Genomic DNA, 12,991 nt, shown 5'->3' with positions numbered 1-12,991 from the left:
ACGAGAATGAGAATTACTGAATTATTAAAAAAAGATACAATCATTCTTGATTTAAAAAGCACGTCAAAAGCTGATGTTATTGATGAATTAGTTGGAAAATTAGACGAAGCTGGTCGCTTAAGCGACCGAGCTGGCTATAAAGAAGCAATTTTAAATCGTGAATCTCAAAGTACAACGGGAATTGGAGAAGGCATTGCCATTCCGCATGCAAAAACAAGCTCGGTAAAAACACCGGCCATTGCATTTGGACGCTCAACAGAAGGTATCGATTATGAATCATTAGACGGACAGCCTGCACACTTATTCTTCATGATTGCAGCGAGTGCAGGCGCAAATAACGCTCACTTAGAAACACTATCTCGTTTGTCTACGTTATTAATGGACGAATCATTCCGAAAAACGTTGCTAACAGCATCATCAATTGATGAAGTCATTAAAGCAATTGATGATAAAGAAACTGAAAATGAAGCGCCGGAAGAGGAAGTAGATACAGCTTCAGATCAATTAGTGCTTGCTGTAACGGCTTGTCCAACGGGAATTGCACACACATATATGGCAGCGGACAGCTTAAAAGCAAAAGCGAAAGATATGAACGTGACGCTCAAAGTTGAAACAAATGGTTCCAGCGGGGTTAAAAACGCGTTGACGAAGGAAGAAATTGAAAACGCTACCGCTATTATTGTTGCAGCGGACAAGCAAGTAGAAATGGAACGTTTTGCAGGTAAAAAAGTCATTCAAGTTCCAGTAGCTGAAGGGATTCGCAAGCCTGAAGAATTAATTAACCGCGCGTTAAAAGGAGACGCTCCTATATACAGCGGCGGCGGTGGCAGCAAAGAAGGCGGAGAAAGTAAAGGATCAGAGCGTACAGGGTTTTACAAACACCTAATGAGCGGTGTATCAGCAATGCTTCCGTTTGTTGTAGGGGGCGGGATCTTAATTGCCATTTCATTCATGTTTGGCATTCACTCAGCAGAACCGAAAGATCCGACGTACAATGCATTTGCGGCGGCGCTAAAAACAATTGGCGGAGATAATGCATTTTTCTTACTAGTACCAGTACTAGCAGGGTTTATTGCAATGAGTATTGCTGATCGTCCTGGTTTAGCTCCCGGTATGGTTGCAGGTCTTTTAGCAGCTTCTGGCGGAGGCGGTTTCTTAGGTGGTTTAATCGCTGGTTTCTTAGCGGGTTATGTAGTAGTGGGGTTAAAGAAATTATTCAGCGGCCTGCCGCAAGCGCTTGATGGAATTAAGCCAGTTCTTCTTTATCCGCTATTTGGGATTTTTATCTCAGGATTGATTATGCTTTATGTTGTAAATGAGCCAGTTAGTGCAATTAACAAAGGATTAACGCACTGGTTAAGTGGATTTGGTACAGGTAACTTAGTATTATTAGGTATTATCTTAGGCGGTATGATGGCGATTGATATGGGTGGCCCTATTAATAAAGCAGCCTTTACATTTGGTATTGCAATGATTGATGCTGGAAACTATGCACCACACGCAGCGATTATGGCAGGCGGTATGGTTCCACCATTAGGTATGGCTATTGCGACAACTTTGTTCAAAAACAAATTTACTCGCCAAGAGCGCGAAACAGGTAAAACGTGTTATGTAATGGGTCTTTCATTTATCACAGAAGGTGCGATTCCATTCGCAGCAGCTGACCCAGGCCGTGTGATTCCCGCATCGGTTATCGGTGCTGCAGTAGCAGGTGCTTTAACAATGATGTTCCACATCGGTTTACCAGCACCACACGGCGGCGTATTCGTTATCGGAATTGTACAAGGAAATCCTCTTTTATATGCACTAGCAATTTTAATTGGTGCAATTGTAACAGCGGTCCTTGTAGGTGTATTAAAAAAGCCAAAAGCAGAATAACAAATAAAGACTGATTTTACATCATGTAAAATCAGTCTTTTTGTGTTTTTGTGGTAGACATTTGTTCTTTATGGGAGTACAATTACGGTAGTATTCCTTTAATTTTTAGAAAAGTTAGATAGATAAGCTTTTCTACTTGATAAAATATGGTACAATAATCGAATATTAAAAACAAAGTAAGGAAGTGTCTCAAACATGAAGGTTGCGAAGTTTGGCGGGAGTTCAGTTGCAAGCGCAGAGAAATTTAAACAGGTTGCGCATATTGTAACGTCTGATAAAGAGAGAAAGCTGGTGGTTGTATCAGCTCCGGGCAAGCGATACGGAGAAGATACAAAAATGACAGATTTGCTAATCGCACTTTCTGCCAAAATACAGCTTGGAGAAGATTACGTCGATGAGTTTGGGCAAGTAATTGATCGCTATCGTGAAATCGTTGTGGACTTGTCTATGCCAGAAACGATTATTACGGACATTATTACGAATTTACAATCACTTATTGATTTACATAAAAACGATCCGTTTCGCTTATTAGACTGTCTAAAAGCAAGTGGAGAAGATAATAACGCAAAGGTAATGGCCGCTTATTTAAACCATTTAGGATTTGAAGCTCATTATGTAAATCCAAAAGAAGCAGGTATTTTTGTTTCTGATGAACCCGGAAGAGCAAGAGTGCTTCCACTGTCTTACGAAAAACTGCCGCAGCTAAGAGAGCGTTCGGGCATTTTGGTGATTCCAGGATTCTTTGGCTACTCTGAAGAAGGGAACATGGTTACGTTCTCGCGCGGTGGGTCAGATATCACAGGCTCAATTGTAGCAGCGGGAGTCAAAGCTGACTTGTATGAAAACTTTACCGACGTAGATGCTATTTATAGCGTAGATCCACGACTTGTGGAAAAGCCTCATGAAATGAAAGAAGTCACATACAGAGAAATGCGTGAACTCTCTTATGCAGGTTTTTCTGTCTTCCATGATGAAGCGCTAGAGCCGGTTTATAAACTAGGCATTCCTGTATGTGTAAAGAATACAAATAATCCGGAAGCAAAGGGGACATTTATTGTAGCTGAGCGTCCTCACGGCGATACGCCGGTGGTTGGAATCGCTGGCGACAAAGGTTTTTGCAATATTCATGTGAGCAAATACTTATTAAACCGTGAAATTGGTTTTGGCAGAAGATTGCTTGAAATTTTAGAAGATGAAGGCATTTCATACGAACATACCCCTTCAGGAATTGATAATATCTCTGTCATCATGCGCGAGCATCAGCTTACGCCAGATGTGGAAAAGCGTGTATTTGCTCGAATTGAAAAAGAACTTGAAGTAGATGAAATCTTTATTGAACGTGATCTTGCTATGGTTATGGTAGTAGGAGAAGGAATGAATAGCACAGTAGGAATTGCTGCAAAAGCTACAGAAGCTTTTGCTCGTGCTGAAGTGAATCTTGAAATGATCAACCAAGGTTCTTCTGAGGTGAGCATGATGTTTGGTGTGAAAGCAGACGCTTTAGACCGTGCCGTTCAAGCTCTTTACAATACGTATTTTAACAGCATGTACAGTATTTCTTATTCGAATGTAAAATAAACAAGACGAAAAACCCCGCTTTCTTTTTAGAGAGCGGGGTTTTCTAGTGGAGGCGTATAAAAATCAAATTTGTGGACATAAAGGGAAGGAAGAGTGAAGTCAAAGGAGGAAATACAGTGAAGAAACGACCCTTTTTCATATTCTTTTCCCTTATAAGTATTAGCGTACTTTCAGCATGCCACAATGATGATGCAGCGCCGGCAAAAGAAGCTCAAAATAAACAAGGCGTGACGAATGGCGGAACGCCGATGAGCTATGATAATCAAAGCGAAAACACATCTTTTAACTTTTCGAAATTTGATTTAGAAGTAGACTATAAGGGGCTCAACAATGATTATGAAGCCGACTACGAAAATGAAAATGATGAGATAGAAGCCAAAGTGGATGATAATATTAACGATGAGCACTTGAACGGAGACAAAGCTTTTAATAAATTATCTTCAAAATTTAAAAAGTTAAATTTTGATCAGCGCACGCCCAATGAAGATGTAAAAAAGGAAGTAATCGATGCGTTTGGTCTAAAAAAAGATTTTCAGTCGTTTGAATTAGAAGTTCGTTTTTCAAACGGAACGGAAAAAGAATACAACTTTAAACAGAAGTAAGACGTTAAAGCAAAGTATTTTAGTTGAAGGAAAATCCGAACGATGAATCGAGGTTCTTCATTAAGAATCCAACTCGTTCGGGTTTTTTTATTGGTAAGGTGAACGTATGTCTTAATCTTATTTTTGATGTCTAAAAAAAGGAAAATAGTGAAAGGATGGTGATAAATAAGAAAAAGGAGGAATCACGGATGCAAAAGTTGATAATGAACGGATGCGTAGTCTTTGTTCTGTTATGGTTAGGAGCATGCAGCATGGTAAAAGAGCAAAATAACGCTCATGAAAACCACCTGAAAACAGAGGAAGCAAAAGAAACAAGCGAAGTATCGGTAGAACCTGTTAAAGTGGATTTAACAAATACATCGGGCAAAAAAGTAGGAGAGGCTACCCTGTCAGAAGCAAAGAACGGCGTGCACATTAAATTAACTGCTCAAGGTCTTTCACCGGGGAGACATGGATTTCATATTCATGAAATAGGAAAATGTGAGGTGCCGGATTTTAAAACAGCGGGTGCCCATTTTAATCCTTTTAAACGTGAACACGGCTTTAAAAATACAAAAGGCCCGCATGCAGGTGATTTGCCCAATCTAGAAGTTGCTCCAAATGGCAAAGTAGATACAGAAATTTTTGCTTCTCTTGTCACTCTGCAAGAAGGAAAGCCGAATTCTCTTTTGGATATGGATGGATCGGCATTAGTGATACATGATAAAGTCGACGATTACACAACGGATCCTTCAGGAAACTCAGGAGATCGGATTGTTTGTGGAGTGATTACAAAATAAGCCAAAAAGCTGTGAGATCATTCACGGCTTTTTTATTTCAGTAACGAGCCGCTTCTAAATTGCGGTGAGCTTCTTTTTTTTGCACAATAGAAGAAAGAGCTAAAAGAAGGTGAAAACATGCATAAGCAAGTTGTCGTAATAGGCGGAGGAATAGGTGGGTTAACAGCGGGAGCGCTTTTAGCTAAACATGACTATGAAGTGACGGTTTTAGAAGCTTCTCGAGAATGGGGAGGCTGTGCAGGGAAATTTCAGCGTCATTTGTATACGTTTCCTGTTGGGGCGACGCTTGGAATGGGATTTGAGCACGGAGGGGTACATGAGCGAATCGGCACGTACCTTGGCCTAGAAATTGAAAAGGTTTCTCTTGAGAAAATCATGAAAGTTCATCTTCCTCATCGTACACTGATTTATTATCAAGACCGGTATCAGCATATTTCCTATCTTCAAAAACAATTTCCTCATAAAGCAAAAAATATTAGGAGCTTTTATGAAAATGTTTTTAGAATTGCAAAAGAAATTCGCAAGCTTATGCAGTCTCTGCCGGTTCTTCCTCCTCTAACAGTCGGTGAGTGGAGCAGGCTGGTAAGTTCGTTGAATGTTGGTTCTGTGAAGCTGTTGCCTTATTTTCATCAATCGTTTAGTTATTTACTAAAAAAACACAGCTTGGTAGACGAAGCGGACTTTCTTCATTTTGTTGATGGTCAATTAATAGACAGCATGCAGACAACGAGTGAGAACTGTTCAATGCTTATTGGATGTTTAGCGTTGGATATTTATCACGAAGGTGCTTTTTATGTAAAAGGCGGCTTATACAAAGTCGCAGAAGCGCTGCAAAAATCGATTAAAGCCAACGGAGGAAAAACCACTCTAGGAAGGAAAGTAGTAAAGATAGAGCGTGATAATGACGGGTGGATCGTACATGATCATAGAGGTAACCATTACCGTGCATCAGACGTTGTATGCAACGCGCCGGTTCAAAGCTTAAAGTCTTTGCTGCATGATGAAGATTACCAGCATATTCATAAGCGGGCAAAAGAAAAAAGCGAGCTTCCGCAGTGGGGAACGTTTTCGATGTATTTTGCGATTGATGAAAGAGATCTGCCGCAAAAGGTAGAGTTGTTTCAGCAAGTACTTCAATCCGAACAAGGGGAAATGACGGAAGGAAATCATTTATTTCTCTCAGTCTCTCATCCTGATGATCGTTTTCGAGCGCCTGAAGGCAAGCGTACAATTACAGCGTCTACTCACATTGATCTTAGCAAGTGGAGTACCAAAGAAGCCTATGATCTTCAAAAACAAGTTCTTGAAGAAAAAATGGTAGCAGGCATTAAAACCATTATTCCTAGCATTGAAAAAGCAGAGCATCAAATTTCGGGAGCTCCTAAAGCATGGGAAAGGTTCACTTCTCGCCCAAGCGGCGGAGTGGGAGGCTTTCCGCAAACGTTAGATCATGCCTTGTTCAACAGCATTTCGCATCGATCTGGCTTACAAGGAATGTGGTTATGCGGAGATACAGTATTTCCAGGAGCAGGAACTATAGGCGTATCGGTAAGCGGCTATCATGTTTTTCAAAGTATAACGTCTCATCGCCACGCGTTACCTTAACATTTCTTACATACAAACTACGATTGTTCATACTATTAAAAAACACCGGCCCTATTACCATAGGGCCGGTGTTTTCAGGAGAGAAACAGCTTCCACCACTTCCTTTTTCGCTTCATATCAGCAGCGGCGGTTTGTCTAAAGGTTTGGACAAAATCACTAAACATCTCTTCGCGTTCAGCTACGCTTTGACGATGAAGCTTACGTTCTTTCTCCATTTCTTTTAAATAATAGACTCGTTCCTCATTCATTGAATCAATTAAATCACGAAGCTCTTCTGTTGTATTAGTTGAAGAATTGTTTAATTTTTCAACCATAAATTTTACTTGATTCATCGCAACGGTGGAATTGCTTGAGAATCGGTCTAATAAATACTGCATTTCTTTAGAGGATTCATCCGCATTCTCCATCACATCTTTCATGAACAGGCGCATATCCTCAGTTTTCTCTTCAGCGATTGTTGAATAATCTTCAATCAAAGAAGTGACTTCATCAAACGATTTTTCGTTAGAACGGATAATTTTTTTAGACATATTTTCTACATCTCTTGCGCTGCGTTCTGAAGACTCAGAGATGTATGCCCCGACCGACTCCACCATTTCTACAGTTTGAGTAGCACTTTTTTCAAGCTCTCTTTTTACTTCTCCTACAATTTCTTCGCGAACTTCATTTCGCATACCTTCTCGCATTTCTTTTAACAAATCAGCTTTAAACGTATCAAGTACCTCAAACACATCTTCATAGCGGCGAACAGCTTCTACTAATTCCCCTTGAAGCAGTTCTTTTTCATTCACAACAAGGTCGTTTGGTTTTGGCTCTTCAATAGAAGCAGAAATAGCCTGCTTTTCTTCTTCAGTAGCTAATCGTGCTTCAGGTATAGGAGGGGTCTTCTCTTGCTTGTTTTCTGAAATGCTTTCCTGCTTTTCGGCAGCCTTTTTCTTTTCTTGTTTCATTTGTTTATTGGAATGTTCTTGAAAATCAATGACATTTTCTTTTTTAGCTGTTGTTTTCAACTGTGGCGGTTCTTCTTCTTTTGAAACCGCTGCCTCTGATTCCATCACTAAATGTTCCTGCTCTTCTTGTTCCTTTATCAGCAGCTGAACATATTCTTTGACTTCATCTAACGTACATTGTTCATCAAACAGCTGTTTAATATCATTAAATAATTCAATTTGTTCCTCTGTATAGACACGGGCCCCATCTACTCGTTCAATTGTTAAATAGCTGCCCAATAATTTTTCCCATTGTTTTAGCGTTTTCTTTTCTACCTCTAATTGATCACTTACTTTTTTAATTGTATATGTCTCCATCATTTTTCATTTCCTCCCTTATCTATTTTCATCCAACTATGTAATGGATTATTTGTTGTATGTTGTATTCACCATATCTTCACTTGTTTTCCTGCTAGGTGACAAAGGTTGTCAAAACTAGACGACATTAGCCTTCTATGTAAAGAAAACGCATATTTTGTAAAAAAATGTACAGAAATGCGCAAATGGCAAAAATGGAAAACATAAAAGAAAAGGAGAGTATAGAAAACAGTTGACGGGAAAAAATGAATCCTATAAGATAAGTTTAAACGTTTAAGTTCTTGAACATATAAACATAAGGAGTGAACACTATGTCACAGCATTATGCACTTATCACCGGTGCGTCCGGAGGAATAGGTAAAGAGTTAGCTTATCAATTCGCAAAGGATGGGCATCCTGTAATTTTAGTTGCCAGAAGCGCTGATAAACTAACAGCGATTAGAGAGAATTTAAAATCTACTTATAATATTGACGTGATAACGGTTGTTAAGGATTTATCAAGAGAAGAAGAGATACAGTCACTATATGAAGAACTTAAAAATAAAAAAATGCACGTTGACTATTTAGTGAATAATGCTGGTTTTGGACTATACGGCAAATTTATTGAAACAGCTTTAGACGACGAGTTAAACATGATTGACTTAAATATCCGATCATTAACTCATTTAACAAAATTATTTTTACCGGATATGGTCAGACGAAATCACGGTAAAATTTTAAACATTGCGTCCGTTGCTGCATTTATGCCGGGTCCGCTTATGACGGTGTATTATGCAACAAAAGCGTACGTATTGTCTTTCACAGAGGCCCTTGAAAATGAATTAAAAGGTACCAATGTAACGGTAAGCGCTCTATGCCCGGGTCCAACTAAAACGGGTTTTAGCGACCGCGCCCAGCTAAGCAGCTCCAAGCTTTTTCAAAGCGGTGCAATGGATGTAGAAACAGTAACGAAAGTTGGCTATAAAAAATTTATGAAAGGGCAGACGGTTATCGTACCAGGAGTGCAGTTTCGTCTCGCCACGTTCATCCCGCGCTTCGTGCCAAGAAAGTGGCTTACATCCGTTGTCCGAAGAACACAAGAAATTAAATAAAGGGGAATCTATATGAGTGAAAAAGCAGTCGAGTTATTTCGTGCCAGCATTCCTATTTTTCAGGCGCTAAGTGATTCAGCAAGACAAGATATTATTTTGCTGCTTGCGGAAAAAGAGCCTTTAACCGTAAATGAAATTGCAAACGAGTCTACGCTATCACGACCGGCAATTTCTCATCATTTGAAAATTTTACGCGATCAAAAGCTTGTGCAAATTGAGCAAAAAGGAACGCAGAGATATTATTCATTAGCTTTAAATGAGGCAGTTGAGCTATTAAAAAACTTGCTTGCTACAGTTGAAAGCGAATGTTTATAGGGAGATGAAAGAGATGAACCACGAGCAATTTTATATCACAGATGAAACGGTCATTGAGCATATTGTCTCTACACAAAAACAATACTTCTATGCGCAAAAGACAAAGAGTATCAGCAGCCGCATTCAAGCGCTGAAAAAGCTAAGAGACGCAGTCAAACAAAACGAGCAGAGAATTATGGATACTTTAAAACAAGATTTAAATAAATCTGAAGTAGAGGCGTACACGTCGGAAATTGGGATTTTACTAGAGGAAATTCGGTTTACGCTTAAGCATTTAGCAAAATGGATGAAGCCTAAAAAAGTAAAAACCGCTTTAACACATGTGGGCTCTAAAGGGAAAATTGTTCCTGAACCGTATGGAGTCGCGTTAATTATTGCTCCGTGGAACTATCCGTTTCAATTAGCACTGTCTCCTTTAGTAGGAGCGATTGCCGCTGGAAACACGGCGATTATAAAACCTTCTGAACTAACGCCTAGCGTATCTCGCGTTATACAAGAATTACTTGCTGAAGCTTTTGACCCAGCATTTGTGACGGTGGTTGAAGGGGCTGTAGACACGACAAGCCTGCTTTTAAAACAGCCCCTTGATTATATTTTCTTTACGGGAAGTGTAAATGTAGGGAAAATTATTATGCAAGAAGCAGGGAAGCAGCTTATCCCCGTCACGCTTGAGCTAGGCGGAAAAAGTCCGTGCATTGTACATGAAGACGCAAATCTAGATCTTGCAGCGAAGCGAATTATGTTTGGGAAAGGGATGAATGCAGGCCAAACGTGCGTTGCTCCCGATTATTTGCTCGTGCATAAAAAGGTAAAAGCGCAGCTTGTAGAAAAACTTCGCGAAGCAATTTCTCAATTTTACGGTAACAATCCGCTTGAAAGCGACCGCTACGGCCGTATTGTCAGTGAGCGCCATTTTACTCGGCTAGTTGAGTTTTTAAAAGACGGAAATGCTATAGTTGGAGGCGGGTACAATAAGGACACGCTAACAATAGAACCTACGTTGTTAAGTGAAGTAAGCTGGACATCAGATGTTATGCAAGAAGAAATCTTTGGACCTATTCTTCCTATGATTGAATATGAAACACTAGACGAAGTCATTCATAAAGTTCAAGAAAAAGCTAAGCCGTTAGCTCTTTACTTATTTACAGAAAGTGAAGATGTGCAAAACGTCATAACGGAGCGCCTTTCATTTGGAGGAGGCTGTATAAACGATACGCTTATGCATATCGCTACGCCATATTTGCCGTTTGGCGGAGTGGGAGAAAGCGGCACGGGTCAATATCATGGAAAAGACAGCTTTCAGACATTCACTCATTTTAAAAGCATGCTGTCTCAAACAACCAAGTTTGATTTGTCATTCCGCTATCCTTCGGAAAAACAAAGCTTGAAAATGATCAAAAAATTATTGAAATAAAAGAGCCTCCTGACAGGAGGCTTTTTCGTTATTTTGAAAGTGAAAGCTGAGAAAGCGGCCATTTTTCTTGGGTATATGCCATTTCCCAAAATAAATACTCCAGTTCACAGCTTTTGATGAAGTGATCTTTCATACGGTTACGTTCTTCTTCAGTCGCTTGTTCGGCGAGTTCATCAAGCTTGTTACAAAACCATTGTGTTGTGCCATTCATTTCTTCATTATTATAAAACTGAATCCATTCATAAAAAGGATGAGAAGGAGATGGATTTACTTGTTCTGTAATGCGCTGGCCAATTTCAACGTACGTCCATGGACATGGAAGAAGCACTGCAATGATTTCCGCTAAGCTGCCTGTGTGCGCAACACTTGTCATATGGTTAATGTAGTGGCTGGCCGTCGGTGAAAGCGTCTCAGTGTGAAGGTCTTCATAACGTACGCCTGCTACTTCACAAAAATTATTGTGAGGATGTACTTCACTATGTAATACCGTAGAAATGCCGGCATTAAAGGCTTCCATTTCGGTACGCGTGCGGCATTTTGTTAAAGCAGCCCCGTAAATGCGAACAAATGCTGTTAAGTATTCGTAATCTTGAGAAACGTAGTGAATCAGCGCTTCTTTTGGCACGTTTCCTTCAGCAATTCCTTTAATAAAAGGATGGTTAAAAATGGCTTCGTAAATATAGTTTGCTTCTTGTCTTAATTGAGATGAAAATGACATCAAAATCCTCCTTTAATATGAGGAAGTCACAAACAAGCACATAAAGGAAATAAAAAACACTCCGTTTATAAACGGAGTGGCAAAGGACAGTAAAAAACTGAACATTGCCACTTTCCTACGCTGGTATGAGCCAGATCAGGTTCAAAGGGATCAAGAAAACTTGTCTCAGCCGGTGGGCACCCCTAGTGGACTTCCTATTAATCTATGTTTAACTTACCATATATTCTGAAAAATAGAAAGCGTTATGGGAAAATGTGCGCTAACCGTTTTTATTTCTTAAATTTCTTAAAGAGGGAGCTTCTTAAAGCTATTTTTAATCATTTTTGTTTAAAAATGCATATTTTTAGGGAAGAAGAGGTATTAATGAAGGGAAGAGCCGTTTTCGTCTCCGAAACATTCCCATATAAATAGAAGAAAGGAGAGAACAAAATGGCGAAATTTCGTTTGTATGCTATATTAAATGCAGTAGGCTTGGCTATTACACTGCTTGTGAATTATTTAGCAAATGCCATTCCAATAGGAGGAAAAACAACGGCAGAGGCTTCTGCGCAAGTTCCTACGTTGTTTACACCAGCGGGTTATGCCTTTGCTATCTGGGGCGTTATTTATTTGTTATTAACCATTTGGGTTATACGCCAATTTTTTGCAAGAGAAGATCAAAAGGAAATATATGCACGTATCGGCATTTGGTTTTTTCTAAACTGTTTGTTAAATAGTGCGTGGATCTTTATTTTCCAAAACGATTACTATAAGTTATCCCTTTTAGTTATGCTCTTTATTTTAGGTACATTAATGATTGTGTATTCCATTATTCAGCATTCTCGGATGACGACATGGTTTATGCGTCTGCCAATTTCGCTTTATCTTGGATGGATTTCTGTTGCGACTATCGTCAATGTGTTTGTCGTATTTCAAGCAAATGGAATACAGCGCTTGCTTGGCCTAAACGAGTTAGCATGGACGATCATTATGCTGCTGGTAGGAGCTGCGCTGGGCATTGTGTTTACATTAAAAAACCGAGACGCTGTTTATCCGCTTGTTTTTATCTGGGCTTATGTTGCCATTGCAGTGAAGCAAAGTGGAAATCAGCCAATTGTCATTACTGTTATCATTTCGATTGTTTTATTAGCAATTGCCATTATTGTGGGACTGATTAAACGTTATAGACGTTTTTAAAAAGAAGCTCTAGCTTTTGTAAGCTAGAGCTTTTTATGATGCTCTTTTGATTGTAAAAAAGCAGCTGTAAAAGCAATTAAGCTAATTAAAATACCAAAAGGAACAACAATTGGTACGAATGATAAAATAAATGTCATAAGTGTAACCTCCATGTTGCATCGGCGCATAATGAAAAATTCAACTTTTTTAAATTGAAGTTCCGCTATTATAGTATGCTAGGCTTTATGTTTGGAGCCTATATGTTTAGAAATAAACGAAAAAGGCAACATACGTTACATACAGGTTATATAGGAGGAGTTAAAATGGAAACATATTTAGTCGCCTACACAGATAAAGATGATATGGAATATAAACAAGTGACGTGCGAGAGCTATGAAGATGCAGAGCGTACGGTCCTTCGTTTAGAGAGAGAAGGGCATATGCATATTGAAGAAATTTCAAATCAAGAAGCCTACCGTGGAGATGAATCATCGTACAGAGAATAAATTTTGAATAGAAACACCGACCTTAAAATGAAGAAGCAGCTGC

General features: G+C 39.4%; 12 protein-coding genes and 1 riboswitch. Of the genes, 10 read left to right on the top strand and 2 right to left on the bottom strand.

The annotated features are described in order from the left end of the window. Positions 1-6: 6 nt before the first annotated feature. The 5 genes from AC2YJL_RS13665 (at position 7) to AC2YJL_RS13645 (ending at position 6,442) form a co-directional block, all read left to right on the top strand. Complete coding sequence (locus AC2YJL_RS13665) at positions 7-1,878, top strand: PTS fructose transporter subunit IIABC (RefSeq protein ID WP_487374781.1); 1,872 nt, start codon at positions 7-9, stop codon at positions 1,876-1,878. Between the two features lie 195 nt (positions 1,879-2,073). Further along, complete coding sequence (locus AC2YJL_RS13660) at positions 2,074-3,456, top strand: aspartate kinase (RefSeq protein ID WP_013082960.1); 1,383 nt, start codon at positions 2,074-2,076, stop codon at positions 3,454-3,456. A 116-nt stretch (positions 3,457-3,572) separates the two neighbouring features. Next, positions 3,573-4,058 (top strand): YusW family protein, encoded by a 486-nt coding sequence (locus AC2YJL_RS13655; protein WP_195694213.1) that lies wholly within the window; start codon positions 3,573-3,575, stop codon positions 4,056-4,058. Between the two features lie 188 nt (positions 4,059-4,246). Beyond that, positions 4,247-4,837: a superoxide dismutase family protein gene (locus AC2YJL_RS13650; RefSeq protein WP_195694211.1), complete on the top strand. Its 591-nt coding sequence runs from the start codon at positions 4,247-4,249 to the stop codon at positions 4,835-4,837. A 117-nt stretch (positions 4,838-4,954) separates the two neighbouring features. Continuing rightward, positions 4,955-6,442: a phytoene desaturase family protein gene (locus AC2YJL_RS13645; RefSeq protein WP_230932523.1), complete on the top strand. Its 1,488-nt coding sequence runs from the start codon at positions 4,955-4,957 to the stop codon at positions 6,440-6,442. A 74-nt stretch (positions 6,443-6,516) separates the two neighbouring features. Here the strand turns inward: AC2YJL_RS13645 and AC2YJL_RS13640 are convergent, their stop codons facing one another. Further along, positions 6,517-7,752, bottom strand: coding sequence for a helix-turn-helix domain-containing protein (locus AC2YJL_RS13640; protein ID WP_230932524.1), 1,236 nt, complete (start codon positions 7,750-7,752; stop codon positions 6,517-6,519). 308 nt (positions 7,753-8,060) lie between these two features. Here AC2YJL_RS13640 and AC2YJL_RS13635 point away from each other — a divergent pair, with 308 nt between their 5' ends. From AC2YJL_RS13635 to AC2YJL_RS13625, 3 genes are read left to right on the top strand one after another with little or no spacing between them, the layout of a single operon-like run. After that, on the top strand, positions 8,061-8,840 hold the full coding sequence (locus AC2YJL_RS13635; RefSeq protein WP_230932525.1) for an SDR family NAD(P)-dependent oxidoreductase: 780 nt from the start codon (positions 8,061-8,063) through the stop codon (positions 8,838-8,840). Between the two features lie 12 nt (positions 8,841-8,852). Next, positions 8,853-9,155 (top strand): ArsR/SmtB family transcription factor, encoded by a 303-nt coding sequence (locus AC2YJL_RS13630; RefSeq protein WP_057243764.1) that lies wholly within the window; start codon positions 8,853-8,855, stop codon positions 9,153-9,155. A 13-nt stretch (positions 9,156-9,168) separates the two neighbouring features. Then, positions 9,169-10,569: an aldehyde dehydrogenase gene (locus AC2YJL_RS13625; RefSeq protein WP_195694203.1), complete on the top strand. Its 1,401-nt coding sequence runs from the start codon at positions 9,169-9,171 to the stop codon at positions 10,567-10,569. Between the two features lie 28 nt (positions 10,570-10,597). Here AC2YJL_RS13625 and tenA read toward each other — a convergent pair whose 3' ends face one another. Continuing rightward, entirely contained in the window at positions 10,598-11,287 is a 690-nt protein-coding gene (gene tenA / locus AC2YJL_RS13620) for a thiaminase II (protein WP_013056845.1), read from the bottom strand. Positions 11,288-11,382: 95 nt separating this feature from the next. Further along, positions 11,383-11,481, bottom strand: a riboswitch (TPP riboswitch). Between the two features lie 235 nt (positions 11,482-11,716). On the opposite strand from tenA, the gene AC2YJL_RS13615 reads away from it, so the two are divergent. Beyond that, entirely contained in the window at positions 11,717-12,463 is a 747-nt protein-coding gene (locus AC2YJL_RS13615) for a TspO/MBR family protein (RefSeq protein WP_195694201.1), read from the top strand. A 302-nt stretch (positions 12,464-12,765) separates the two neighbouring features. After that, entirely contained in the window at positions 12,766-12,948 is a 183-nt protein-coding gene (locus tag AC2YJL_RS13610) for a hypothetical protein (RefSeq protein WP_013056847.1), read from the top strand. Positions 12,949-12,991: the final 43 nt, after the last annotated feature.

It is taken from the genome of Priestia sp. SRI_019, from assembly GCF_057586255.1.
Note: the sequence above shows the minus strand (reverse complement) of the source record. Positions and strands in the feature narration are given on the sequence as shown.